Annotated in this window: 25 protein-coding genes; 20 read left to right on the forward strand and 5 right to left on the reverse strand. The window is 55.0% G+C overall.

The features are described from left to right. Positions 1 to 26: 26 nt before the first annotated feature. From mreC to tldD, 6 genes are all read left to right on the forward strand, one after another. On the forward strand, positions 27 to 1,043 hold the full coding sequence (gene mreC / locus G163CM_RS20310) for a rod shape-determining protein MreC (protein WP_015962783.1): 1,017 nt from the start codon (positions 27 to 29) through the stop codon (positions 1,041 to 1,043). Next, positions 1,043 to 1,531, forward strand: coding sequence for a rod shape-determining protein MreD (gene mreD / locus G163CM_RS20315; RefSeq protein WP_015962784.1), 489 nt, complete (start codon positions 1,043 to 1,045; stop codon positions 1,529 to 1,531). The genes mreC and mreD overlap by 1 nt, the downstream gene beginning before the upstream one ends. A gap of 8 nt (positions 1,532 to 1,539) precedes the next feature. Further along, the gene (locus tag G163CM_RS20320) at positions 1,540 to 2,130 is read left to right on the forward strand and encodes a Maf family protein (protein WP_231826081.1); all 591 of its coding nucleotides are present in this window, start codon (positions 1,540 to 1,542) and stop codon (positions 2,128 to 2,130) included. Then, the gene (gene rng / locus G163CM_RS20325; RefSeq protein ID WP_015962786.1) at positions 2,120 to 3,589 is read left to right on the forward strand and encodes a ribonuclease G; all 1,470 of its coding nucleotides are present in this window, start codon (positions 2,120 to 2,122) and stop codon (positions 3,587 to 3,589) included. The genes G163CM_RS20320 and rng overlap by 11 nt, the downstream gene beginning before the upstream one ends. Positions 3,590 to 3,618: 29 nt before the next feature. After that, positions 3,619 to 7,422, forward strand: coding sequence for an AsmA2 domain-containing protein YhdP (gene yhdP, locus G163CM_RS20330; protein ID WP_231826082.1), 3,804 nt, complete (start codon positions 3,619 to 3,621; stop codon positions 7,420 to 7,422). A 70-nt stretch (positions 7,423 to 7,492) separates the two neighbouring features. Beyond that, positions 7,493 to 8,938, forward strand: coding sequence for a metalloprotease TldD (gene tldD, locus G163CM_RS20335; protein WP_231826083.1), 1,446 nt, complete (start codon positions 7,493 to 7,495; stop codon positions 8,936 to 8,938). An 86-nt stretch (positions 8,939 to 9,024) separates the two neighbouring features. Here tldD and aaeR read toward each other — a convergent pair whose 3' ends face one another. Next, positions 9,025 to 9,960: an HTH-type transcriptional activator AaeR gene (gene aaeR, locus G163CM_RS20340; RefSeq protein ID WP_015962789.1), complete on the reverse strand. Its 936-nt coding sequence runs from the start codon at positions 9,958 to 9,960 to the stop codon at positions 9,025 to 9,027. Between the two features lie 130 nt (positions 9,961 to 10,090). On the opposite strand from aaeR, the gene aaeX reads away from it, so the two are divergent. From aaeX to G163CM_RS20360, 4 genes are all read left to right on the forward strand, one after another. After that, positions 10,091 to 10,294 carry a p-hydroxybenzoic acid efflux pump operon protein AaeX gene (gene aaeX, locus G163CM_RS20345; RefSeq protein ID WP_015962790.1) on the forward strand — a complete coding sequence of 68 codons (204 nt, stop codon included), beginning with the start codon at positions 10,091 to 10,093 and terminating at the stop codon, positions 10,292 to 10,294. A gap of 7 nt (positions 10,295 to 10,301) precedes the next feature. Then, entirely contained in the window at positions 10,302 to 11,234 is a 933-nt protein-coding gene (aaeA, locus tag G163CM_RS20350) for a p-hydroxybenzoic acid efflux pump subunit AaeA (RefSeq protein ID WP_015962791.1), read from the forward strand. 5 nt (positions 11,235 to 11,239) lie between these two features. Continuing rightward, positions 11,240 to 13,207, forward strand: a complete 1,968-nt coding sequence (aaeB, locus tag G163CM_RS20355) for a p-hydroxybenzoic acid efflux pump subunit AaeB (protein WP_231826084.1) — start codon at positions 11,240 to 11,242, stop codon at positions 13,205 to 13,207. Between the two features lie 116 nt (positions 13,208 to 13,323). Beyond that, positions 13,324 to 13,599: a barstar family protein gene (locus G163CM_RS20360; protein WP_231826085.1), complete on the forward strand. Its 276-nt coding sequence runs from the start codon at positions 13,324 to 13,326 to the stop codon at positions 13,597 to 13,599. Positions 13,600 to 13,651: 52 nt separating this feature from the next. Here G163CM_RS20360 and yhcN (G163CM_RS20365) read toward each other — a convergent pair whose 3' ends face one another. The 3 genes from yhcN (G163CM_RS20365) to argR form a co-directional block, all read right to left on the reverse strand. After that, positions 13,652 to 13,915, reverse strand: a complete 264-nt coding sequence (gene yhcN / locus G163CM_RS20365; protein WP_015962794.1) for a peroxide/acid stress response protein YhcN — start codon at positions 13,913 to 13,915, stop codon at positions 13,652 to 13,654. A 107-nt stretch (positions 13,916 to 14,022) separates the two neighbouring features. Then, entirely contained in the window at positions 14,023 to 14,286 is a 264-nt protein-coding gene (gene yhcN, locus G163CM_RS20370) for a peroxide/acid stress response protein YhcN (RefSeq protein ID WP_015962795.1), read from the reverse strand. A gap of 375 nt (positions 14,287 to 14,661) precedes the next feature. Continuing rightward, the gene (gene argR, locus G163CM_RS20375) at positions 14,662 to 15,132 is read right to left on the reverse strand and encodes a transcriptional regulator ArgR (protein WP_015962796.1); all 471 of its coding nucleotides are present in this window, start codon (positions 15,130 to 15,132) and stop codon (positions 14,662 to 14,664) included. A 457-nt stretch (positions 15,133 to 15,589) separates the two neighbouring features. On the opposite strand from argR, the gene mdh reads away from it, so the two are divergent. The 10 genes from mdh (at position 15,590) to G163CM_RS20425 (ending at position 25,126) form a co-directional block, all read left to right on the forward strand. Beyond that, a complete protein-coding gene (gene mdh / locus G163CM_RS20380) occupies positions 15,590 to 16,528 on the forward strand; it encodes a malate dehydrogenase (protein ID WP_231826086.1) in 939 nt (312 codons plus the stop codon). Between the two features lie 123 nt (positions 16,529 to 16,651). Beyond that, positions 16,652 to 17,281: a GntR family transcriptional regulator gene (locus G163CM_RS20385; protein WP_231826087.1), complete on the forward strand. Its 630-nt coding sequence runs from the start codon at positions 16,652 to 16,654 to the stop codon at positions 17,279 to 17,281. After that, positions 17,268 to 17,936 carry a GntR family transcriptional regulator gene (locus G163CM_RS20390; RefSeq protein ID WP_231826088.1) on the forward strand — a complete coding sequence of 223 codons (669 nt, stop codon included), beginning with the start codon at positions 17,268 to 17,270 and terminating at the stop codon, positions 17,934 to 17,936. The genes G163CM_RS20385 and G163CM_RS20390 overlap by 14 nt, the downstream gene beginning before the upstream one ends. A gap of 197 nt (positions 17,937 to 18,133) precedes the next feature. Further along, entirely contained in the window at positions 18,134 to 19,402 is a 1,269-nt protein-coding gene (locus G163CM_RS20395; RefSeq protein WP_231826089.1) for an SLC13 family permease, read from the forward strand. Positions 19,403 to 19,433: 31 nt separating this feature from the next. After that, positions 19,434 to 20,333 (forward strand): L(+)-tartrate dehydratase subunit alpha, encoded by a 900-nt coding sequence (gene ttdA, locus G163CM_RS20400; protein WP_231826090.1) that lies wholly within the window; start codon positions 19,434 to 19,436, stop codon positions 20,331 to 20,333. Next, the gene (gene ttdB, locus G163CM_RS20405; protein WP_231826091.1) at positions 20,333 to 20,950 is read left to right on the forward strand and encodes a L(+)-tartrate dehydratase subunit beta; all 618 of its coding nucleotides are present in this window, start codon (positions 20,333 to 20,335) and stop codon (positions 20,948 to 20,950) included. The genes ttdA and ttdB overlap by 1 nt, the downstream gene beginning before the upstream one ends. 71 nt (positions 20,951 to 21,021) lie before the next feature. After that, complete coding sequence (locus G163CM_RS20410; RefSeq protein ID WP_231826092.1) at positions 21,022 to 21,267, forward strand: oxaloacetate decarboxylase subunit gamma; 246 nt, start codon at positions 21,022 to 21,024, stop codon at positions 21,265 to 21,267. A gap of 15 nt (positions 21,268 to 21,282) precedes the next feature. Then, positions 21,283 to 23,055, forward strand: a complete 1,773-nt coding sequence (gene oadA / locus G163CM_RS20415; protein WP_231826093.1) for a sodium-extruding oxaloacetate decarboxylase subunit alpha — start codon at positions 21,283 to 21,285, stop codon at positions 23,053 to 23,055. Between the two features lie 11 nt (positions 23,056 to 23,066). Further along, complete coding sequence (locus G163CM_RS20420) at positions 23,067 to 24,371, forward strand: oxaloacetate decarboxylase subunit beta (protein ID WP_231826094.1); 1,305 nt, start codon at positions 23,067 to 23,069, stop codon at positions 24,369 to 24,371. Between the two features lie 47 nt (positions 24,372 to 24,418). Further along, on the forward strand, positions 24,419 to 25,126 hold the full coding sequence (locus G163CM_RS20425) for a hypothetical protein (protein WP_231826095.1): 708 nt from the start codon (positions 24,419 to 24,421) through the stop codon (positions 25,124 to 25,126). A 29-nt stretch (positions 25,127 to 25,155) separates the two neighbouring features. On the opposite strand, the gene degS is transcribed toward G163CM_RS20425, so the two are convergent. Further along, positions 25,156 to 26,220: an outer membrane-stress sensor serine endopeptidase DegS gene (gene degS, locus G163CM_RS20430; protein ID WP_231826096.1), complete on the reverse strand. Its 1,065-nt coding sequence runs from the start codon at positions 26,218 to 26,220 to the stop codon at positions 25,156 to 25,158. Positions 26,221 to 26,294 lie beyond the last annotated feature (74 nt).

The following is a 26,294-nucleotide window of genomic DNA, read 5'->3' on the forward strand; positions in this document are numbered from 1 at the left end:
TACTGACACGAGAATACGCATAGCCTATGAAGCCCATTTTTAGCCGTGGCCCGTCGCTACAGATTCGCCTTATCCTGGCGGTTCTGATCGCGCTTGGCGTTATCATCGCCGACAGCCGCCTCGGTACGTTCAGTCAAATCCGAACGTACATGGATACCGCCGTCAGTCCTTTCTATTTTGTCTCCAATGGTCCTCGTGAATTACTCGACAGCGTGTCGCAAACGCTGGCCTCGCGTGACCAACTCGAACTTGAAAACCGGGCACTTCGCCAGGAACTGCTGCTGAAAAACAGCGACCTGCTGATGCTGGGTCAGTACAAACAAGAGAACGCCCGTTTACGTGAATTGCTGGGTTCGCCGCTGCGTCAGGATGAGCAGAAAATGGTGACGCAGGTGATCTCCACCGTTAACGATCCTTACAGCGATCAGGTGGTTATCGACAAAGGCAGCGTCAATGGCGTCTATGAAGGCCAGCCGGTCATCAGCGATAAAGGCGTAGTCGGTCAGGTGGTGGCCGTCGCCAAACTGACCAGCCGCGTCCTGTTGATTTGTGATGCCACGCATGCGCTACCGATTCAGGTGCTGCGTAACGACATCCGCGTGATTGCCGCCGGTAACGGCTGCACCGACGATCTCCAGCTTGAACACCTGCCAGCCAACACGGATATCCGCGTCGGCGACGTGCTGGTGACATCTGGTCTGGGCGGTCGTTTCCCGGAAGGATACCCGGTGGCGGTAGTTTCTTCCGTTAAGCTCGATACACAGCGTGCGTACACCGTGATTCAGGCGCGTCCAACCGCCGGCTTGCAGCGTCTGCGCTATCTGCTGCTGCTGTGGGGCGCCGATCGTAACGGTGCGAACCCGATGACGCCGGAAGATGTGCATCGCGTGGCTAACGAACGTCTGATGCAGATGATGCCGCAGGTGTTGCCATCCCCGGACTCCATGGGGCCGCCAACGCCGGTTCCTGCGCCTGCCACGGGCCTTGCAACCTCGCCCACGGAAACCCAGCCCACTGAACTCTCCCCTCAGGGAGGGCCATAGTGGCAAGTTACCGTAGCCAGGGACGCTGGGTAATCTGGCTCTCGTTTCTTATCGCACTGCTGCTGCAAGTTATGCCCTGGCCGGACAACATTATTGTTTTCCGGCCCAACTGGGTTCTGCTCATTCTGCTTTACTGGTCACTGGCGCTGCCGCATCGGGTGAATGTCGGTACGGGTTTTGTGATGGGCGCGATTCTGGATCTCATCAGCGGTTCAACGCTCGGCGTGCGCGCGCTGTCGTTGAGTATCGTGGCGTATCTGGTGGTGCTCAAGTATCAGCTGTTTCGTAATCTGGCGCTCTGGCAGCAGGCGCTGGTCGTCATTCTGTTATCGCTTGCCACGGATATTATTGTTTTCTGGTCAGAGTTTTTAGTGATCAACGTCTCTTTCCGACCGGAAGTGTTCTGGAGTAGTGTAGTCAATGGCGTACTCTGGCCGTGGATCTTCCTCCTGATGCGCAAAGTTCGTCAGCAATTCGCCGTGCAATAAAGGTCGTTATGAAAATTTATCTCGCTTCAGGCTCCCCGCGTCGCCAGGAACTGCTCACCCAACTGGGTGTGGCGTTTGAAAAAATCGTTCCAGGCATTGAAGAGCAGCGCCGTCCGCAGGAAAGCGCGCAGCAATACGTGACGCGCCTGGCGCGAGAAAAAGCACAGGCCGGGGTAGCGATGGTGAATGAAGACCTCCCGGTTCTGGGCGCGGATACTATAGTTATCCTCAATGGCGAAGTGCTGGAGAAACCGCGTGATGCCGCCCATGCGGCAGAGATGCTGGGCAAGCTTTCAGGGGAAACGCATCAGGTGATGACTGCCATCGCGCTGGCAGACCGCCAAAACACGCTCGACGCGCTGGTGGTCACCGATGTGACGTTCAGAGTACTTTCCGAACACGATATCGCAGGCTACGTTGCCAGCGGTGAACCTTTAGATAAAGCAGGTGCATACGGTATTCAAGGGTTGGGTGGCTGTTTTGTCAGGAAGATAAATGGCAGCTATCACGCCGTAGTCGGCTTACCGCTGGTGGAAACGTATGAGTTGCTCAGTAACTTTAACTCACTACGTGAGGAAAGGGATAAACATGACGGCTGAATTATTAGTAAATGTGACGCCATCCGAAACGCGTGTGGCGTATATCGATGGCGGCATTTTGCAGGAAATTCATATTGAGCGTGAAGCGCGACGCGGAATAGTAGGCAATATCTACAAGGGTCGTGTCAGTCGGGTATTGCCAGGGATGCAGGCGGCATTTGTAGATATTGGTCTGGATAAGGCCGCATTCCTTCACGCCTCCGATATCATGCCGCACACCGAGTGCGTGGCGGGCGAGGAACAAAAACAGTTCACCGTGCGCGACATCTCTGAGCTGGTGCGTCAGGGGCAGGACCTCATGGTGCAGGTGGTGAAAGATCCGCTCGGCACCAAAGGCGCACGTCTGACGACCGATATCACACTCCCTTCCCGTTATCTGGTCTTTATGCCTGGCGCGTCCCACGTCGGCGTCTCCCAACGTATTGAAAGTGAAGCTGAACGCGAACGCCTGAAAAAGGTGGTGGCGGAATACTGCGACGAGCAGGGCGGTTTCATCATTCGTACGGCGGCAGAGGGCGTGTGTGAAGAGGATTTAGCCTCTGACGCTGCGTACCTCAAGCGCGTGTGGACCAAAGTGATGGAGCGTAAAAAACGCCATCAGACGCGTTATCAGATGTACGGTGAACTGGCGCTGGCGCAGCGTGTGCTGCGTGATTTCGCCGATGCCCAGCTTGACCGCATTCGCGTTGATTCGCGTCTGACCTATGAAGCGCTGCTGGAATTTACCGCCGAATACATCCCGGAAATGACCAGTAAGCTGGAGCACTACACCGGCCATCAGCCGATCTTCGATCTCTTTGACGTCGAAAATGAAATTCAGCGCGCGCTGGAACGTAAAGTTGAACTGAAATCGGGCGGCTACCTGATTATCGATCAGACCGAAGCGATGACCACGGTGGATATCAACACCGGAGCGTTTGTCGGCCACCGGAATCTCGACGACACTATCTTCAATACCAACATTGAAGCGACCCAGGCTATCGCGCGCCAGCTGCGCCTGCGTAATCTGGGCGGCATTATCATCATCGACTTTATCGATATGAATAATGAAGATCACCGCCGTCGCGTGCTGCACTCGCTGGAGCAGGCGCTGAGCAAAGATCGCGTGAAAACCAGTATCAACGGTTTCTCTCAGCTTGGGCTGGTGGAGATGACCCGTAAGCGCACCCGCGAAAGCGTGGAGCACGTGCTGTGCAATCAATGTCCGACCTGCCACGGGCGCGGAACGGTGAAAACCGTTGAGACGGTATGCTATGAAATTATGCGTGAAATTGTGCGCGTGCATCATGCGTATGATTCCGATCGCTTCCTGGTGTATGCATCCCCGTCGGTGGCGGAAACCCTGAAGGGCGATGAGTCGCATGCGCTGGCGGAAGTTGAAATCTTCGTCGGCAAGCAGGTAAAAGTACAAATCGAACCGCTCTACAATCCAGAGCAGTTTGATGTGGTCATGATGTAAAGCAGCCTGCCAGGCACAAGGAGAGAAGCGTGAGGCGATTGCCGGGGATATTACTGCTCACCGTGGCAACATTGATTGTCATTGCTGCGCTGCTGGTGAGCGGCCTGCGCCTCGTGCTGCCGCATCTGAATGAGTGGCGCCCGCAAATCCTCGCAAAAATCTCTTCGGCGGTGGGGCAGCCGGTGGAAGCCTCGAAAATTCAGGCCAGCTGGGAAAACTTCGGTCCTACTCTTGAAGTACGCGACATTAAAGCCGGGCTGGATAACGACGGCGGCGAGATGTCGATTAAACGCGTCTCGCTGGCGCTGGACGTCTGGCAAAGCCTGCTGCACATGCGCTGGCAGTTCCGCGATCTCACCTTCTGGCAGCTCAACATTCACACCAACTCGCCGCTGCAAAGCAATGACAGCAGCGGCAGCATGGAAGGCGATCGCATCGGCGACCTCTTCCTGCGCCAGTTTGACCAGTTCACCCTGCGCGACAGCCACCTGAGCTTCCTGACCCTTTCCGGCCAGCGGGCCGAGCTGGCGATCCCGCAGCTGACCTGGCTGAACGGTAAAAATCGTCACCGCGCGGAAGGCGAGCTGAGCCTGACCAGCCTCACCGGGCAGCACGGGGTGATGAAAGTGCGTATGGATCTGCGTGATGAGAACGGTCTGCTGAACAAAGGTAAGCTGTGGCTCCAGGCAGATGACATCGACGTTAAACCCTGGCTTGGCAAATGGATGCAGGACAACATTGCGCTCACCAGCGCGCGCTTTAGTCTGGAAGCCTGGGCGTCTGTCGATAAAGGCGAAATCTCAAGCGGTGATGTCTGGCTGAAAAAGGGCGGCGCGACGTGGAAGGGTGATAAAGATGATCACCAGCTCGCCGTGGATAACCTGACGGCGCACCTCTCGCGTGAAAAAGCTGGTTGGGAATTCCGCATTCCCGATACGCGCATTACCATGGATGGCACACCATGGCCGCGCGGTGCGCTGGCGCTGGCGTGGATCCCCGAGCAGGAAGTGGGCGGCAAAAACAGCGTGCGCAGCGATGAACTGCGCATTCGTGCCAGCCATCTTTCCCTTGCCGGGCTCAACGGCCTGTTACCGATTGCTGACAAACTCTCCCCGACGCTTGGCGAAATCTGGCGCACCACGCAGCCGAACGGCACGATTGACTCGTTGGGGCTCGATATTCCGCTTCAGGCCACGGAGCAAACCCGTTTTCAGGCTACGTGGAATGATTTAGCGTGGAAGCAGTGGAAGCTACTGCCCGGCGCGGAGAATGTTTCTGGCGAGCTGTCCGGTAGCGTTGAAAACGGCGCATTGAAAGTGAATATGCAGCAGGCGACGATGCCGTATGAAACGGTCTTCCGCGCACCGCTGGAAATAGCCAAAGGCACCGCCACGCTCAACTGGCTGAATAACGACAAAGGCTTCATGCTGGATGGTCGTCATATCGATGTCGAAGCCAAAGCCGTCCGCGCCGCAGGTGGTTTCCGTTACCTGCAGCCGAAAGACGATCAGCCCTGGCTGGGCATTCTGGCGGGTATCAGCACCGACGATGGCGGCCAGGCCTGGCGCTATTTCCCGGAAAATTTGATGGGCAAAGAGCTGGTCGATTACCTGAGCGGTGCGATCAAAGGCGGTCAGGCTGATAACGCGACGCTGGTGTATGGCGGCAATCCGCATCTCTTCCCGTACAAGCATAACGAAGGGCAGTTTGAAGTGTCGGTGCCGCTGCGCAATGCCACCTTTGCCTTCCAGCCTGACTGGCCCGCGCTGACCGACCTCGACATTCATCTCGACTTCCTCAACGATGGCTTGTGGATGAAGGCCGACAAAGTGGCACTGGGCGGCGTCACGGCGACTAACCTTAACGCCATGATCCCGGACTACGCCAAAGAGAAGCTGCTGATTGATGCCGACATCAACGGGCCGGGTAAGGCGGTTGGGCCGTATTTCAATGAAACACCGCTGAAAGAATCGTTAGGCGCGACGCTGGATGAACTCCAGCTTGATGGGAATGTGAGCGCTCGCTTACAACTTGATATCCCCCTCAATGGCGAACTGGTGCATGCGACTGGCGATGTGGCGCTCAATAACAACAGCCTGTTTATCAAACCGCTCGACAGCACGTTGCAGAACCTGAGCGGCAAATTTAGCTTTTCCAACGGCGATTTGCAGAGCCAGCCGATGACCGCGACCTGGTTTAATCAGCCGCTGAAGGTGGATTTCAACACCCGTGAAGGCGAGAAATCGTACCAGGTTGGCGTCAATATGGACGCCAACTGGCAACCGTCGCGCACGGGCGTGCTGCCGAAAGCTATCAACGACGAAATCAGCGGCAGCGTGCCGTGGCAGGGGAAAGTCGCTATTGAGCTGCCGTATCGCGGTAGCCCCACGTACAAAGTGGGCGTCACCGCTGACCTGAAAAATGTGAGTAGTCACTTACCTGCGCCGGTCGATAAAGCTGCCGGTGAGCCGCTCCCGGTGAAAATTGACGTTGATGGCAACCTGAAAAGTTTCGATTTAACCGGCAAAGTGGGAAGTAATAATCATCTCAATAGCCGTTGGTTGCTTAACCAGAAACTGACGCTGGATCGCGCGATCTGGGCAAGCGACAGCCGTACTAATCCGCCGTTGCCGCAGCAGCAGGGCGTTGAGCTGAATCTACCGCCGATGGATGGCGCACAGTGGCTGGCGCTGTTCCAGCAGGGCGCAGCCAGTGATGCGAGCTCTGCCGCCGTCTTCCCGAAACAGGTCACCCTGCGCACGCCGTCGCTGACCTTAGGCGGGCAGCAGTGGAATAACCTGAGCATCGTTTCGCAGCCGTCGGCGCAGGGCACCAAAGTTGACGCGCAGGGCCGCGAAGTGAATGCCACGCTGACCATGCACGACAATGCACCGTGGCAGGCGGCGATTCGCTATCTGTATTACAACCCGTCATCGACGCCGCTGACGCAGGCATCGGCACCTTCGACAGGCCCTCTTACCCGTAATCGCCTCGATTTCAGCGGCTGGCCGGATTTTCAGCTTCGCTGTGCAGAGTGCTGGCTGTGGGGGCAGAAATATGGTCGTATCGATGGCGATTTTGCCATTAAAGGCGACACCCTGACTTTGAGTAACGGTCTGGTGGATACCGGCTTCGCGCGGCTGACCAGCGACGGCGAATGGGTGAATGGCCTGAGCGGCCAGCGCACGTCGTTGAAAGGAAAACTGCGCGGCAAGAAAATTGACGATGCGGTGGCGTTCTTCGGTATCGCCACGCCGATTCGCGACTCCTCAATCGACCTGGATTACGACTTACACTGGCGCGCCAGCCCGTGGCAGCCGGACGTACCGTCGCTAAACGGTATTCTGAAGACGCGCATCGGCAAAGGACAGTTTACCGATTTGAGCACCGGCCACGCGGGCCAGTTATTGCGCCTGCTGAGCGTCGATGCGCTGCTGCGCAAACTGCGCTTTGATTTTAGCGATACCTTCACGGAAGGCTTCTATTTCGACTCCATTCGCAGCACCGCCTGGATTAAAGACGGCGTGCTGAACACGGATGACACCCTGGTTGATGGCCTGGAAGCGGACATCGCCATGAAAGGATCTGTCGATTTAGTCCGTCGTCAGCTGGCGATGGAAGCGATTGTTGCGCCTGAGATCTCAGCAACCGTCGGCGTGGCAGCGGCATTTGCCATTAACCCGATTGTCGGTGCAGCCGTCTTCGCGGCCAGTAAAGTGCTGGGGCCGCTGTGGAGCAAGGTATCGATTCTGCGTTATCGCATCACCGGGCCAATCGATTCGCCGCAAATCAATGAAGTTCTGCGCCAGGCGCGCAGTGATACGAAGCAATGATTTGACGCAGTCGCACAATTGCCTCACTCTTTTAACATAGTATCTTAGCGGTAACTAACGAGAGCGAATAATGAGTCTAAACCTGGTAAGTGAACAATTGCTGGCAGCGAATGGCCTGAATCATCAGCGCCTGTTTGACATTCTTGGTCAACTCGCCGAGCGCCGTCTCGATTATGGCGATCTCTATTTCCAGTCGAGCTATCACGAATCCTGGGTTTTAGAAGACAGCATCATCAAAGATGGTTCTTACAATATCGACCAGGGTGTTGGCGTGCGTGCGGTGAGCGGTGAAAAAACCGGATTTGCCTATGCCGACCAGATTAGCCTGCTGGCGCTGGAGCAGAGCGCGCAGGCGGCACGAACCATCGTACGTGATGCGGGCGATGGCAAGGTGCACACGCTGGGCGCGGTAGACCACTCTCCGCTCTATACGTCGCTCGATCCGCTGCAAAGCATGAGCCGTGAAGAGAAACTCGACATCCTGCGTCGCGTGGATAAAGTTGCGCGCGCGGCAGATAAGCGTGTGCAGGAAGTCTCCGCCAGCCTGACGGGAGTGTATGAGCTGATCCTGGTGGCGGCAACGGACGGTACGCTGGCGGCGGACGTTCGCCCGCTGGTACGCCTGTCGGTTAGCGTGCAGGTTGACGATAACGGCAAACGCGAGCGCGGCGCCAGCGGCGGCGGCGGTCGTTTTGGTTATGACTACTTCCTGGCGGATCTCGACGGTGAAGTGCGCGCGGACGCGTGGGCAAAAGAAGCCGTGCGTATGGCGCTGGTGAATCTCTCGGCTGTCGCGGCGCCTGCGGGAACGCTGCCGGTGGTGCTGGGCGCAGGCTGGCCGGGCGTACTGCTGCACGAAGCGGTAGGACATGGTCTGGAAGGCGATTTCAACCGTCGCGGCACCTCTGTTTTCAGCGGTCATATGGGTGAGCTGGTGGCTTCCGAGCTGTGTACGGTTGTCGATGATGGCACCATGCAGGATCGCCGTGGCTCCGTGGCTATCGATGATGAAGGGACGCCGGGCCAGTACAACGTGCTGATCGAAAATGGCATTCTGAAAGGTTACATGCAGGACAAACTCAACGCGCGTCTGATGGGTGTTGCGCCGACCGGGAATGGCCGTCGTGAATCCTATGCGCATCTGCCGATGCCGCGTATGACCAATACCTATATGCTGGCCGGGAAATCGACGCCGCAGGAGATTATCGAATCCGTTGAGTACGGCATCTACGCGCCGAACTTTGGCGGTGGCCAGGTGGATATCACCTCCGGGAAATTCGTCTTCTCGACCTCAGAAGCGTATCTGATTGAAAACGGTAAAGTCACTAAACCGGTGAAAGGCGCGACGCTGATTGGTTCCGGTATTGAAACCATGCAGCAGATTTCCATGGTCGGTAACGACCTGAAGCTGGATAACGGCGTGGGCGTTTGCGGTAAAGAGGGGCAGAGCCTGCCGGTTGGCGTAGGTCAGCCAACGCTGAAGGTTGATAATTTGACCGTGGGTGGCACCGCGTAATTTTGCCTTGCCGGATGGCGGCTGCGCCTTATCCGGCCTACCGATCGAGTAGGCCTGATAAGCGTAGCGCCATCAGGCAAACTGTTTCACCGCTCTCCCGTCTCATCTTTGCCCCGCATCCCCTGGTATAATTTGGCAACCTCGACAAAATAATCGGTCAGGTAGTTAATACACACCTGCACCTTCAGCGGCAGCTTATCTTTTTCGGTATAAAGCGCGTAGACCGGACGCGGATCGGACTGGTAGCGCGGCAGTAAAATTTCTACCTCGCCACGGTTAATCTCTTCAATCACCCACATTAGCGGCACGTATGCGATCCCCGCGCCCGCAGAGAGCCAGCGGCTCAGCGTCATCGGATCGTTAGTCACGAATCGCCCTTCAGGGATCAGGCGGGTGGTCAGCCCTTCCGGGGCGATCAGCTCAAATTCATTATCCGGGCGCACGCTGTATTCCAGCCACGAATGGTTTGCGAGGTCAGCGGGTTTCTCAGGAATGCCTGCATGTTGTAGATAACTTTTAGCCGCGCAGATAACCATCGGCATCGAGCCCAACCGGCGCGAGAAGAGGCTGGAATCCTGCAACGCGCCGACGCGTATCACCACATCAAGGCCATCGGCAATCAGGTCCGGCGCCGGAATACCCGTAACCAGATTAACCGTCAGGCCGGTGTACTCTTTCAACATCTCTGCGGTGATCCGCGCGAGGACATTTTGTGCCATAGTTGAAGAACACCCGATTCGCAGTGTACCGATAGGTGTGTTGTTAAACGCGTAGAGCTGTTCGTGGACGTCCTGAGCCTCAAACAGCATTCGGCGGCAGCCCTGGTAATATATTTTGCCGGCTTCTGTGAGACCTATACTACGCGTGCTGCGGTTTAACAGCTTAACTTGTAACTCATCTTCCAGCTTTGATACAGTCTGACTGATGGAAGAGACGCTCATCTGAAGCTGTTTCGCGGCGGCGGTGAACGAGCCTTGCTCGACCACTTTCGCAAATACCGACATTCGTTTTAGTCGTTCCATTATTCACTCTGGCTTAAAAGTGATTTAGATCACAATATATAGATAACGGCATAACAGTTACGTTAATATACTGTTAGCTGAATAATTAAAGCGCACTCTCACCTGCACGCTAGTCTAAACCAAGGTCAACATGAGTCTGTTTCCTGTCATTGTGATTTTCGGCCTGTCATTCCCGCCGATCTTCTTTGAGTTGCTATTGTCGCTCGCCATCTTCTGGGGGGTGAGGCGACTGCTTATTCCAACCGGTATCTATGACTTTGTCTGGCACCCTGCGCTGTTCAATACGGCATTGTATTGCTGTCTTTTTTATCTGATATCACGTTTGTTCGTTTGAGGTAGATGTGAAAACGCTAATAAGAAAAATCTCCCGTACAGCCATCACACTGATACTGGTTATTCTGGCTTTTGTCGCCATTTTTCGCGCCTGGGTGTACTACACCGAGTCGCCGTGGACGCGTGATGCGCGCTTCAGCGCCGACGTGGTCGCCATCGCGCCTGATGTCTCCGGGCTGATTACTCAGGTAAATATCAAGGATAACCAACTGGTTAATAAAGACCAGGTATTGTTCACGATTGACCAGCCACGTTACCAGAAAGCGCTGGAAGAAGCTGAAGCGGATGTGGCGTATTACAAAGCGCTCGCCAGCGAAAAACGTCGTGAAGCCGGGCGTCGTAACCAGTTAGGTATTCAGGCGATGTCGCGTGAGGAAATCGACCAGGCCAATAACGTCCTGCAAACCGTCGAGCATCAGTTAGCCAAGGCGCAGGCGACGCGCGACCTTGCGCGCCTGGACCTCGACCGTACCGTTATCCGTGCGCCTGCGGCTGGCTGGGTCACTAACCTCAACGTCTTTAACGGGGAGTTTATTACCCGTGGCTCTACGGCGGTTGCGCTGGTGAAAAAGAATTCGTTCTACGTACTGGCCTACCTGGAAGAGACCAAGCTGGAAGGTGTGCGTAAAGGCTATCGTGCGGAAGTCACTCCGCTTGGCAGCAACCGTGTTATCAAAGGCACCGTAGATAGCATCGCGGCGGGCGTAACCAACGCCAGCAGCAGCAATGACGCGAAAGGTATGGCGACCATTGATTCCAACCTTGAATGGGTACGTCTGGCGCAGCGTGTGCCGGTTCGTATTCATCTTGATGAACAGCAGGATAACATCTGGCCTGCCGGGACAACCGCAACCGTGGTGATCACCGGCGAAAAAGACCGGGACGCGCAGAACATGACCTTCTTCCAGAAACTGGCGCTGCGTCTGCGTGAGTTCGGTTAATCGTTATGGGCATTTTTAGCATTGCCAATCAGCACATCCGCTTTGCCATTAAACTGGCGTGCGCGATTGTGCTGGCGCTGTTTGTCGGTTTTCACTTTGAGCTGGAAACGCCGCGCTGGGCGGTACTGACGGCAGCAATCGTCGCGGCAGGCCCGGCCTTTGCAGCCGGTGGCGAACCCTATTCAGGCGCTATTCGCTATCGTGGAATGCTGCGTATTATCGGGACCTTTATCGGCTGTATCGCAGCGTTAACCATCATTATTTTGATGATCCGCGCGCCGCTGTTAATGATTCTGGTGTGCTGTATCTGGGCCGGTTTTTGTACCTGGCTCTCCTCGCTGGTACGCGTCGAAAACTCCTACGCGTGGGGGCTGGCGGGCTACACGGCGCTGATTATCGTTATCACCATTCAGACTGAACCGCTCCTCACGCCGCAATTTGCGGTCGAACGCTGTAGCGAGATCGTCATTGGTATCGTCTGTGCGATCATGGCCGATCTGCTTTTCTCCCCGCGATCGATCAAAAAAGAGATCGACCTTGAACTGGATAACCTGCTTATCGATCAATATCGCCTGATGCAGTTGTGTATTAAGCACGGCGACAGTGAAGAAGTTGACCGCGCGTGGAGTGGGCTGGTGCGCCGCACCGCAGCCCTGGGTGGGATGCGCAGCAACCTGAGCATGGAGTCTTCCCGCTGGTCACGCGCGAATCGGCGCTTAAAGGCGCTGAACACGGTCTCCCTGACCATGATCACCCAGGCTTGCGAAACCTACATTATTCAGAATACGCGCCCGGAAACGGTCACCGATGACTATCGCGAACTCTTCGCCGAACCGGTTGAGACCGTGCAGGACGTGCATCGCCAGCTCAAACGTATGCGTCGGGTGATGGCCTGGACGGGGGAACACGGCACGCCGGTGACGATTTACGGCTGGGTAGGCACGGCGACGCGCTACCTGCTGCTGAAGCGCGGCGTAATTGGCAACACCAAAATCAGCGCTCGCGAAGAGGAAATTCTTCAGGACGAAGTGGTGGTGAAGGCCGAGTCTGCCGAACGCCACCATGCGATGGTTAACTTCTGGCGTACGACGGTGTCCTGCGTGCTCGGCACGCTCTTCTGGCTGTGGACCGGCTGGACGTCCGGCAGCGGGGCGATGGTGATGATTGCGGTGGTCACCTCGCTGGCTATGCGTTTGCCAAACCCTCGAATGGTCGCCGTCGACTTCCTTTACGGCACGCTGCTGGCGCTGCCGCTGGGGACGCTTTTCTTCCTGGTTATCATCCCTTCTACCCAGCAAAGCATGCTGTTACTCTGCATCAGCCTTGCGGTGCTGGCGTTCTTTATTGGTATCGAGGTGCAGAAACGGCGGCTGGGATCGCTGGGCGCGCTGGCGAGTACTATCAACATTATCGTGCTCGATAACCCAATGACGTTTGAGTTCAGTAAGTTTCTTGATAGCGCTCTGGGCCAGCTGGTGGGCTGCTTCCTGGCGCTGATGGTGATTATGCTGATTCGCGATAACTCGCGTGAACGCACGGGCCGCGTGCTGCTGAACCAGTTTGTGTCTGCCGCGGTTTCGGCGATGACCACTAACTCCGCGCGTCGTAAAGAGAACCATCTACCTGCGCTTTATCAGCAACTCTTCCTGTTGCTGAATAAATTCCCTGACGATATCGCCAAGTTCCGTCTGGCCCTGTCGCTGATTATTGCGCACCAGCGTCTGCGCGATGCGCCAGTGCCGGTGAATCAGGATCTCTCTGAGTTCCACCGCCAGCTCAGACGTACTGCGGACAGCGTGATCTCTGCGGGCAGCGATGATAAGCGTCGTCGCTACTTCCTGCGTCTCCTGGAAGAGTTAGACATCTATCAGGAAAAACTGCGCATCTGGGATGCGTCACCCCAGGTCACCGAACCGGTTGGACGGCTGGTGGCGATGCTGCATAAGTATCAGAGCGCACTGACCAACAGCTAACAATCATCAGGCCCACTCACATTTATCCTCCTGTCAAAGCCGACGCCCTCAGCGTCGGCTTTTTTATCGCTATACTTAGTGGCGGATGACAGCGGCGGGAAAATTGAGGGCGAGTGATGGAAGTCTATTCTTTTGATTTTGATGAAATAGAAAATCAGGGTGATTTTTACCGCGAGTTCACGCGCCTCTTCATACTCAAGAGTGGGCTGGTTCACGATCTCGATTCCTTATGGGATGTAGTGACCGGTAGCCAGCTTCCGCTGCCGCTGGAGATAGAGTTCCTGCATCTGGATGAGAAGCAGAAGCGGCGTTACGGTGCGCTGATACTGTTATTTGATGAAGCAGAGGAAGAGCTGGAAGGGATGCTGCGCTTTAACCTTTCGCGGACATAAAAAAGCCCCCGCGTAACGGCGGGGGCAAGTCGTCGGACAAGACGACGAGGGTTTATTTGTACAGTTCTGCGGTCGCGTGCCAGGTATTACCGGAACGCGCTTCAATAATGCGGTAGCCGCTTGCGCCTTCTTTTGCTGCTTTTGCTGATAATGCGCTATTCATATCCATCGGCGAGCTGCCGACCTGAGATACGGAAACGGTGCCCATAGATTGCAGGCTCTGTGCTTGTTCTGCACTAATTTGCTCAGCGGCGCTGGCACCAAAAGAGAGAACAGAAGCCAGACCCAAAGAAGCGATGATCATTGCGTTTTTCATAATTTTTACTCCACCATGTGCGACAGCGGTGAGAGGAGAAAACATGGCTTCCTGGACCGCTGTAGAAAATTTTTTTACCTAAATCTTACCTACTCTATAAGCCAAACTTATTTGTACAGTTCAGCCGTTGCGTGCCAGTGGTCACCGGTACGCGCTTCGATGATGCGGTAAGAGGATGCACCCTGTTCTTCCGCTTTCTTGTTCAGCATCTCATGCATATCCATCGGAGAAGAACCGACTGCACCGACGGAAACGGTGCCGATAGCCTGGCGATTTTGCGCTTGATCGCTGTTAATAGAGTCAGCGGCGAAAGCGCCAAAAGAGATAACGGAAAGGATGCTCAGAGCCGCAACAGTTGTTTTGATTTTCATGATCTACACCTCGTCGAATTATTTGGAGGGTCTTTGTTTTGTGACCCTCATCACGAAATTAAGTATACACTAATCACATCTAAAATTAATACCAGACTAATGGTTTCACGCGTAAATCTGTTTTAAATACAATGATTTTTATGCCTAAACGGAATAAAAAATGGTGTATTAGTGCTGTATCGTGAATTGAAATCTAAGAAAATCATATGGATACATGAATTTGATTTTTCGTGCGATCTTGCGCGGAAGTATTCACTGAAACTATGTGTTTAATCCATTTTTAGCACTTAATGCAAAATGGGGGGCGGAGGAACGTCGGGGAAACGAAGCGGTAAAAAGGAATTATCCTCTGGCCAATGACCAGAGGATGGAGGATCACAGCTCTTGCTCGAACAGCACCAGAATAGCTTCGTAGAGATCTTTCACCGTAAAGCCACGGGCAGGGGTAGTAAAGATGGTGTCGTCACCGGCGATGCTGCCGAGGATACCTTCCGCTTTACCCAGTGAGTCAAGCAGGCGGGCAATCAGCTGCGCGGCGCCAGGGCTTGTGTGGATAACCACAACCGCATCGTTGTAATCGATATCCAGCACCAGATTTTTCAGTGGACTGGAGGTCGTTGGAACGCCGAGTTCAGCCGGCAGGCAGTAGACCATCTCCATCTTGGCATTGCGGGTACGAACCGCGCCAAACTTGGTCAGCATGCGGGAGACTTTGGATTGATTAATATTCTCGAACCCTTCCTCCTGCAGCGCCTGGACGATCTCACCCTGAGAGCTAAACTTTTCTTCCTTTAATAGCGCTTTGAACGCCTTCACTAATTCTTCTTGTTTGGTTGAACTTCGCATAAGTCACCCGTATATGGTGATGAAATTAACATGATTATGCATATAAATGCATTTTTATGCAAATAATCTGCAAAAAAGGCGGATAATAATCGCGAGAAGGGGCGGATCTTAGCAAAATTTACTATTAATAAACATGCCTATATCACGGCCTGCAAATAAGGTTAAAAGTAAATTAAATGTTATGAAAATGATGTTGTTTTAACCAGATCACTGGTTATAGTTTAAGTGATAGTTGATGTGGATTTGGTTACGTGAAAAAGACCCTTCCCGGTAAACGAGTGAGCAATTTTGTAGCAAGGCTGCTAAATACCCCTCATTCTGTAAGTAATTAGATTGTAATTATTTACACCGTGAATTAAGGTCGCCGCAACGGAGTATAACAGGCAGTGCCCTGCGTCGGTTTCGCGGTACATGACAGGTCACCCTGAATGACATTAACCATAATAAGGAGTTTCGGATGAAAGTTGCAGTCCTTGGTGCCGCCGGCGGTATCGGTCAGGCGCTTGCCCTACTACTTAAGACCCAACTACCTTCAGGCTCAGAACTCACTCTCTATGATATCGCCCCTGTTACGCCTGGCGTGGCGGTCGATCTCAGTCATATCCCGACCGATGTGAAGATCACAGGCTTCTCAGGTGAAGATGCTTCTCCGGCGCTGGAAGGTGCGGATGTGGTGCTGATCTCCGCGGGCGTCGCGCGTAAACCGGGAATGGATCGCTCCGATCTGTTTAACGTGAATGCCGGGATCGTGAAGAACCTGGTGCAGCAGGTGGCGAAAACCGCCCCGAAAGCCTGCATTGGCATTATTACTAACCCGGTCAACACCACCGTTGCCATCGCGGCAGAAGTGCTGAAAAAAGCGGGTGTTTACGATAAGAACAAACTGTTCGGCGTCACGACGCTGGATATCATCCGCTCAAATACATTTGTGGCGGAGCTGAAAGGCAAAAAAGCGACTGAGGTTGAAGTGCCGGTGATCGGCGGCCACTCTGGCGTGACCATTCTGCCGCTGTTGTCGCAGATCCCTGGCGTTTCCTTTAGCGAGCAGGAAGTGGCTGACCTCACCAAACGTATCCAGAATGCGGGTACGGAAGTGGTCGAGGCCAAAGCCGGTGGCGGCTCAGCAACCCTGTCGATGGGTCAGGCTGCCGCGCGTTTAGGCCTTTCTCTGGTTCGCGCCCTGCAGGGCGAGAAAGGCATCGTTGAATGCGCCTATGTGGAAGGTGACGGTCAGTACGCGCGTTTCTTCTCTCAGCCGTTGCTGCTGGGCAAAAACGGTGTGGAAGAGCGTCAGTCTATCGGCAAGCTGAGCGCGTTTGAACAACAGGCGCTGGAAGGTATGCTCGATACGCTGAGAAAAGATATTACGCTCGGCGAAGAGTTTGTGAATAAGTGATGTAAACCTTCCCCTTAAAGAAGCCGGAGCATAAGTTCCGGCATTTTTGTCTGTACTCTGCCGTGAAACAGTCGAAATCTGCTAAAATTCCCTGCCTTTTGACTGGCCACCGACGAGGACGTTGTGAAAAAGATCGAAAGAAAGCAAACCAGGGACCACATCACGCAAATGCTTCGCTATGAAATCCTCTCCGGCAGTATTAAAGCGGGGGAAGAGCTGGCGCAGGAAAGTGTGGCTGAACAGCTGGGGCTTTCACGAATGCCGGTCAGGGAAGCATTGCAATCTCTTGAGCAAGAAGGATTTTTGGTGCGGCTACCCAATCGCCATATGCAGGTAGCGCATCTTGAACCTGAACATGTTAGCCATATCTTTCGCGTGATTGCCGTGATGGCGGCCGAGCTCTTTACGCGCATTCCCGCTTTCGCCGGGGAAACGCTGCGTTCACGGGCCGAAGCGCTTGCTTATGCTGACGAGAGATCGCATGAGCTTGAATTTCACCATGCGTTAATCAGCTACATTGATAATCGCTATCTGGAAAAAGCGTACCAGCAGTTTCTGGAAGGCTATATTTCGTATGTGATTTTGTATCTGAAAGAGGATAATCACGAATCTGCCCAGCTTCTGGGGGCGCTTGCGGGCGCAATCAGCAAGCAAGATAACGATGAGATTGCTCAGGCCACACAGCGCTATTTCCTCACTTTAGCGGAAATAATGCGTCAACATATGAAGGATTGGGAAAGTGCCGAAGCCTAAATTAGGGAAGATTAAGCTTCTTTCTGCAAAAGAGCAGGTTGCTGCCGTATTGCGAAAAGCAATTCTGTCCAGGGATCTGGTTGAAGGCCAGGAAATTACCCTGGAAGGCATTGCCAAAATGGTTGGTGTATCCAGCATGCCCGTGCGTGAAGCCTTTCAGATTCTGGCGGCCGACGGACTCATTAAAGTGCGCCCTAACAAAGGGGCCGTGGTGCTGGGCATTAACGCGCAAACTATTCGCGAGCATTATGAAATTCGCGCCCTGCTTGAGAGCGAAGCCGTCGCTAAAGCCTCGCGGCCCGGTACTGATATTTCGCAAATCGCCCGCATTCATCACGCGGCAGAAAAAGCGCTCGCTGAAAATAACTCTGCTGAGTATTCCGATTTAAATCAGGCATTTCACATGGAAATCTGGAATGTTGCCGGCAATGAAAAAATGAAAATGTTGCTGTGTAACATGTGGAATGGCTTGTCGATGGGGCATAAGGTCACGGAAGAGGAGTATGCCGTTATTTCTATTCAGGAACATAAAGGGATTTTGCAGGCGCTGGAAGCCCACGATGAGGTTCTGGCGCGACAGCGTATGCGAGAACACATTATCCGATCCATGGAAAATATGCTGACACGTTATGTCGTGGATCCTCATGCTGAATAATTCACTATCGCAATAAAATTAGTGGTTATATTTATTCTATAAATTAATCAGTTAGCGGCACACTGCCCGAGATCTTGATAAAGATCTCACTCCGCGATCTTTCTCCTGAATTCGATTGACTTACTTTTTTTAAGGGAATAATTTGCATCCCACCTTAATTGGATACAATATCATATATCATTGATAGGATAGTTATCATGGAACCGATTACCATTACCCTATGTCTTCTGATGTTCGCTATCGCAATGTTTGTGTGGGAAAAATTGCCGCTTGCCGTCACTTCAATGCTGGTGTGCGTGGCGCTGGTATTGACTGGTGTGCTCGATCTCAAGCAAGCATTTGCAGGCTTTATTGATACCAATGTCATTCTGTTTGTGGCGATGTTTATTGTGGGCGGTGCATTGTTCGAAACAGGGATGGCGAACAAAGTCGGCGGCGTCATCACGCGTTTCGCCAAAACCGAAAAACAGCTGATTTTCACCATCATGGTGGTGGTCGGGTTGATGTCAGGCGTGCTTTCAAATACCGGAACCGCAGCAGTCCTCATCCCGGTGGTGATCGGCGTGGCGGCTAAATCCGGTTTTGCCCGCTCTCGCCTGCTGATGCCGCTGGTTTTTGCCGCCGCACTGGGGGGCAATTTGTCGCTGATTGGCGCGCCGGGCAATTTAATTGCGCAATCTGCGTTGCAGAATATCGGCAGCGGCTTTGGCTTTTTCGAATACGCCAAAATCGGTTTGCCCATGCTGATTTGCGGAATTATTTACTTCCTGACGCTGGGCTATAAATTCCTGCCGAATAATCCCAACAGTGGGGCCGTGGGAAGCGTCGGTGAGCAGCAGGATTACAGCCATGTTCCGCAATGGAAACAGGTCCTCTCCCTGGTGGTGTTGATCGTCACGATCCTCGGCATGATCTTTGAAAAACGTATTGGGATCAATCTGGCGGTAACGGGATGTATTGGCGCGTTAGTGCTGGTTGTGACCGGCGTTCTTAACGAGAAGCAGGCCTATAAAGCCATTGATTCACAAACTATTTTTATCTTCGGCGGTACGCTGGCGCTTGCAAAAGCGTTGGAAATTACCGGCGCGGGTAAACTGGTCGCCGCGCAGGTTATCGGTATGCTGGGGGAGAATTCCTCTCCATTTATGCTGCTGGTGGCGGTTTTTGCCCTCTCCGTCGTCATGACCAATTTTATGTCCAATACGGCGACGACCGCACTCCTGGTCCCGGTCAGCCTCTCTATTGCCGCAGGCATGGGGGCCGATCCGCGCGCGGTACTGATGGCTACGGTTATCGGCGGCTCTTGCGCCTACGCCACCCCTATCGGCATGCCTGCCAACATGATGGTGCTGGCCGCAGGCGGTTATAAGTTCATTGATTACGCCAAAGCCGGGCTCCCTCTCATTATCGTCTCAACGATTGTCAGCCTGATTCTGCTGCCAATTCTTTTCCCTTTTCATCCGTAATTCACGGACGCTGTTCGACTAAGGAGTATGTATGAGTAAAAGCGATCAGATATCCCGAATGACCGACATTATGGCCAAATTCGTGGGATATACCGGCAAAGTATTGCCAGATGACGTCACAACAAAGCTGGAAGCGTTACAGAAAAAAGAGACCAGCGCGCTGGCGAACGTCATCTTTACCACCATGTTCGATAACCAGCGGCTGGCGAAAGAACTGGATCGTCCTTCTTGCCAGGATACGGGGGTTATCCAGTTTTTAGTGGAGTGTGGGGCGAATTTCCCCCTGATTGGGCAACTGGAAGCTCTGCTGCGCGAGGCCGTCATTCAGGCAACGAACGACTCTCCGCTGCGCCACAACAGCGTTGAAACCTTTGATGAATACAATACCGGCAAAAACGTCGGTAAGGGCACGCCGACGGTATTCTGGGAGATCGTTCCCGATTCTGATCAGTGCAGCATCTATACCTACATGGCTGGCGGTGGCTGTTCCCTTCCGGGAAAAGCGATGGTGCTGATGCCTGGCGCGGGTTATGAAGGCGTTACGCGTTTTGTGCTGGATGTCATGACCACCTACGGCCTCAATGCCTGCCCACCGTTATTGGTTGGCGTAGGCGTCGCAACATCGGTAGAGACCGCTGCGCTGCTCTCTAAAAAAGCGTTGATGCGCCCGGTGGGTTCACATAATGAAAACGAACGCGCTGCATCGCTGGAGAGAATGCTGGAAGAGGGGATTAACAAGATTGGCCTTGGCCCACAGGGTATGTCTGGCAACACCTCGGTGATGGGCGTCAATATTGAAAATACGGCGCGGCATCCTTCGACGATTGGCGTGGCGGTGAACGTCGGCTGCTGGTCTCATCGTAAAGGCCACATCATTTTTGATAAGGACCTGAATTACACCATTATGTCTCACACAGGAGTCACTCTCTGATGGCTAAAAAAATTCTGACGACCCCGATTAAGGCTGAAGATCTGGCTGATATAAAGGCGGGTGATATTATTTATCTGAATGGGCATATTGTCACCTGTCGTGATGTGGCGCATCGTCGTTTAATTGAAGGCGGACGTGAATTACCGGTTGATATAAGAGGTGGTGCGATATTACATGCGGGGCCAATTGTTCGACCGATAAAAGACAGTGATGATAAATTCGAAATGGTGTCAGTGGGCCCAACCACCAGTATGCGCATGGAAAAATTTGAGAAGGAATTTATTGCACAAACGGGCGTGAAGCTGATCGTGGGAAAAGGCGGCATGGGCAAGGGCACGGAAGAGGGATGCGCGGAACATAAAGCGCTGCACTGCGTCTTCCCTGCCGGGTGTGCGGTCGTTGCGGCTGTCTGCGTGGAAGAAATTGAAGAATCGCACTGGCGCGACCTTGGCATGCCGGAAACGCTGTGGGTTTGCCGGGTTAAGGAGTTTGGTCCATTAATCGTATCAATAGATACCCATGGAAATAATCTCTTTGAGCAAAATAAAGTGATATTTAACCAGCGTAAAGACATCGTTGCGGATGAAATATGCAAGAACGTGAGCTTTATTAAGTAATTTTTCTGACGCTGCGAAATAATACGGCACGACGCTTATATAAAACGTGCCGTATTTATTAAGGGATTTATATGAATGATGCTCAACTTATTGGCGAAGGCATCACATTAATGTTCTCCGGGATGGGATTCGTTCTTCTTTTTTTATTTCTCCTGATCCTGGCGATTCGTTTGATGTCCACCCTCATCAACCGCTTCTTTCCTGAACCCGAACCGGTTGCTGCGCCACGCCCTGTTTCTGCTCCCGCCGATGACTTCAGCCAGTTGAAGCCGGTTATCGCGGCGGCAATTCACCATCATCGTCGCCTTAATGCTTAATTCACGGAGGAATTTATGACCGTTGCTATTACCGATGTCGTCCTGCGCGACGCTCACCAGTCTCTGTTTGCCACCCGTCTGCGTCTTGACGATATGCTGCCGATTGCCGCCGCGCTTGATGACGTGGGCTACTGGTCGCTGGAGTGCTGGGGCGGTGCCACCTTTGATGCCTGTATTCGTTTTCTCGGCGAAGACCCGTGGGTGCGTCTGCGCGAGCTGAAAAAAGCCCTGCCGAAAACCCCGCTGCAGATGCTGCTGCGCGGGCAGAATTTACTGGGTTATCGCCACTACGCCGATGACGTGGTGGAACGCTTTGTCGAGCGTGCCGTGAAAAACGGCATGGACGTGTTCCGCGTGTTTGACGCCATGAACGACCCGCGCAATATGAAAGCCTCTCTCCAGGCGGTGCGCAGCCACGGCGCGCATGCGCAGGGCACGCTCTCCTACACCACCAGCCCGGCGCATAACCTCCAAACCTGGCTCGACCTGACGGAACAGCTGCTGGAAATCGGCGTCGACTCCATCGCCATCAAGGATATGTCCGGTATCCTGACGCCCGGCGCGGCGTATGAGCTGGTCAGTGAAATCAAAAAACGCTATGACGTGCGCCTGCATCTGCACTGCCACGCCACCACCGGTATGGCGGAAATGGCGCTGCTTAAAGCGATTGACGCGGGCGTCGACGGCGTCGATACGGCTATCTCGTCGATGAGCGCCACCTACGGCCATCCGGCCACCGAAGCGCTGGTCGCCACGCTGGCGGGCACACCGCAGGATACCGGATTCTCCCTGCCGCAGATTGAGAAAATCGCCGCGTACTTCCGCGATGTGCGTAAGAAATACCACAGTTTTGAAGGCCAGCTAAAAGGTTACGACAGCCGCATTCTGGTGGCGCAGGTGCCGGGCGGGATGCTCACCAACCTGGAAAGCCAGCTGAAGCAGCAGAACGCCGCCGACAGGCTCGATGCCGTGCTGGCGGAAATCCCGCGCGTGCGTGAGGACCTCGGGTTTATCCCGCTGGTGACGCCCACGTCGCAGATTGTCGGCACCCAGGCGGTGCTCAACGTGCTGACCGGCGAGCGCTACAAATCCATCGCCAAAGAGACGGCGGGCATTCTGAAAGGCGAATATGGCCGCACGCCCGCGCCGGTAAATGCGGCGTTGCAGGCCCGTGTGCTGGAAGGCGGCCAGGCGATTACCTGTCGTCCGGCGGACCTGCTGAAGCCTGAACTGGCGACGCTGGAAGCGGATATCAAACGTCAGGCGCAGGAAAAAGGCATCACCCTTGCCGATAACGCCATTGACGATGTGCTGACCGTGGCGCTTTTCCCGCAGCCGGGCCTGAAGTTCCTTGAGAATCGCGACAACCCGGCGGCGTTTGAGCCGCGTCCTGAGCTGGCGGTGGCAAAACCTGCCGCCCCGGTCAGCGCGCCAAAACCGGCGGCATCCAGCGGTATTTATACCGTCGAAGTGGACGGCAAAGCCTGGGTGGTGAAAGTGAGCGATGGCGGCGATATCACGCCTGTCGCCGCCGCATCGGCTCCGGCACCGCAGGCTTCTGCTCCGGCGGGCACAGGCACACCGGTTGCCGCGCCGCTGGCCGGGAATATCTGGAAAGTTATCGCCAGCGAAGGCCAGCAGGTGGCGGAAGGCGACGTGCTGCTGATCCTCGAAGCCATGAAGATGGAAACGGAGATCCGCGCCGCGCAGGCGGGCACGGTACGCGGTATCGCGGTGAAAGCCGGGGATGCGGTTGCGGTGGGTGACACCCTGATGACGCTGGCGTAACGGGGGCGGATATGGAGAGTCTGAACGCCCTGCTTCAGGGCATGGGGCTGATGCATCTCAGCGCAGGCCAGGCGGTGATGCTGCTGGTCAGCCTGCTGCTGCTGTGGCTGGCCATCGCGAAGAAGTTTGAACCGCTGCTGCTGTTGCCGATTGGCTTCGGCGGCCTGCTGTCGAACATCCCGGAAGCTGGCATGGCGATGACCGCGCTGGAAAGCCTGCTGGCGCATCACGACGCCGGGCAACTGGCGGTGATTGCCGCGAAGCTCAACTGCACGCCGGATGTTCACGCCATCAAGGAAGCGCTGGCGCTGGCGTTACCGTCGGTGCAAAACCAGATGGAAACGCTGGCGGTGGATATGGGCTACACGCCGGGCGTGCTGGCGCTGTTTTATAAAGTGGCGATTGGCTCCGGCGTGGCGCCGCTGGTGATCTTCATGGGCGTCGGGGCGATGACCGACTTCGGCCCGCTGCTGGCCAACCCGCGCACGCTGCTGCTTGGTGCGGCGGCGCAGTTCGGCATCTTCGCCACCGTGCTGGGTGCGCTGGGGCTGAACTACCTTGGTTTCATCCACTTCACCCTGCCGCAGGCGGCGGCGATCGGTATTATCGGCGGCGCGGATGGCCCCACGGCCATTTACCTCGCCAGCAAGCTGGCGCCGGAGCTGCTCGGAGCGATTGCCGTGGCAGCGTACTCCTATATGGCGCTGGTGCCGTTGATCCAGCCGCCGATCATGAAGGCGCTGACTACCGAGAGTGAACGCAAAATCCGCATGGTGCAGCTGCGAACCATCAGCAAACGGGAAAAAATCATCTTCCCGGTGATCCTGCTGCTGCTGGTGGCGCTGCTGCTGCCGGACGCCGCGCCGCTGCTGGGGATGTTCTGCTTCGGCAACCTGATGCGCGAAAGCGGCGTGGTGGAGCGCCTGAGCGACACGGTGCAAAACGGGCTGATTAATATTGTGACCATTTTCCTCGGCCTGTCGGTGGGCGCGAAGCTGGTGGCGGATAAATTCCTGCAACCGCAGACGCTGGGCATTCTGGTGCTGGGGGTGATCGCCTTTGGTATCGGGACAGCGGCGGGCGTGATTATGGCGAAACTGCTTAACCTGTTCAGCAAAAACAAAATCAACCCACTGATAGGCTCGGCGGGCGTCTCGGCGGTGCCGATGGCGGCGCGCGTGTCGAACAAAGTGGGGCTGGAAGCGGATGCGCAAAACTTCCTGCTGATGCACGCGATGGGCCCGAACGTGGCGGGCGTGATTGGCTCAGCCATCGCCGCCGGCGTGATGCTGAAGTATGTTCTGGCGATGGCTTAACCCTAACTGAGCGGGGTTGCCCGCTCTTTTGATGTAAGGATACAAAGATGAGTGAAATGGCAGCATTACGTCCGCAGGTTGGGGCGTCGTCCATGCAAGCGGTTCTGACCAGCGTTCAGCAATCGACGGATGAACTTGAGCAGTTACAACCAGCGCTGGGTCTTTTAGCGCATCCGGCGCTGACGTCGCGCGCTCAAGAATTGTTTGGGGATTGCTACAATGTTGGGGCGCAAAATGCCGACAGCGACAATGCGTGCATCGCGGCAAGACTGCCTTCAACGTTGCTACAGTCTGCTGTCAGCCTGCAAAGTATTGGTCTGCTGTGTGCAGCGGCGGGGAAAATGAACGCCCTGCGAAAACCGATGGCCCACAACCGCTTATGTGATTATGCCGGGCAGTTTGCGGTTGATAGCGTGCCGGAATCTGCGCAGATTCGGGAGTCGTTTCTCACGGTGCGCAGCATTGCGCTCCCGGTTTATCAGCGCCTGCTGCGGGATGGTCACTCGCACCCCAACTGCGTGCATCAGGTGCTGCTGCATCTGCTGGCGTGGAAAAGCGATTCTCTGTGGACGAGGCAACAGGCGCAGCGGCTGCTGTGGCAGGGTGGCGTACTGGGAGAAAACGGTGTGGCAGAACTGGAACTGCTGGATAAAGAGATGGCCGAGCGGCAGATTGCCTGGCCATCGTTGTGGTCGCTACTGGCGATTGCAGGGTTTCTGGCGCGCTATCCCGCCGGGCCAATGTTTATTGATTAACACATGCTCCCCCGTAATGGGGGAGCCTGTTAGTTCGACGCCGGATACTCCTGAATCGTCACCTTCAGCGTTAATTTCTTGTCGTCGCGCATGACTTCAACCGGGATGTCCGACCCCGGACGAATCTCGGCCACCTGGTCCATGGTTTCCAGCGCGGAGAGCGCCGGTTTACCGTTCACCGATGTGATAACGTCATTAACCTGAATGCCTGCCTGCGCGGCCGGGCCACCGGCGGTGACTTCGTTAACCACGATCCCCTGGATCTGATCCATGCCGCCACCCTGCGCGTGAAGCGGGGCGATCTCGCGCCCGCCGATCCCGATGTAACCACGGATCACCCGGCCATCGCGGATCAGTTTATCCATGATCTTCGTCGCCAGCTGGAACGGGATGGCGAAGCTTAAGCCTTCCGGCGTTTCACCATCGTTACTCTTATCGAAGGAGAGGGTGTTGATACCCATCAGCTCGCCCAGCGAGTTAATCAGTGCGCCGCCGGAGTTACCGTGATTGATGGAGGCATCCGTTTGCAGGAAATTCTGTCGCCCGGTCGGGTTCAGGCCGATACGCCCGGTGGCGCTGATGATGCCCTGCGTAATGGTCTGCCCCAGGTTGTAAGGGTTACCAATCGCCAGCACCACATCGCCAATGTGCGGCACACGCTTCGGGTTGATTGGGATAACCGGCAGGCCGCCGGTGGCGTTAATTTTCAGCACCGCGAGGTCGGTAAGCGTATCGGAGCCGACCAGCAGCGCTTCAAATACGCGGCCATCCTGCAACGCGACGATGATTTGATCGGCATCGTTAATGACATGCTTGTTGGTCACGATATACCCGCGTTCGTCCATGATCACCCCGGAGCCGAGCGTGCGGATCTCCAGTTGATTCTGCCCGGTGCTGTTCAAACCACGGTTATAGACGTTGACGACCGCAGGTGCGGCACGACGCACGGCCTGGTTATAGCTGGCGGGGGATTCATCCGAGCTGGTGAGCGTAGTGGTCGCAGTGGTCCACTTACGTAACGAGGGCATCGCGGCCAGCAAAATGCCACCGACAATAAAACCAATTGCGACAGAACGTAAAAGCTTTGCAAGCATGATCAGGTATCGTTGATGAATAAACGTTCGCAGCATACCACGACTTCGCTGGACATCACACGCTGCGCGATGTC

Source organism: Pseudocitrobacter corydidari, from assembly GCF_021172065.1.
Taxonomy (GTDB): domain Bacteria; phylum Pseudomonadota; class Gammaproteobacteria; order Enterobacterales; family Enterobacteriaceae; genus Pseudocitrobacter; species Pseudocitrobacter corydidari.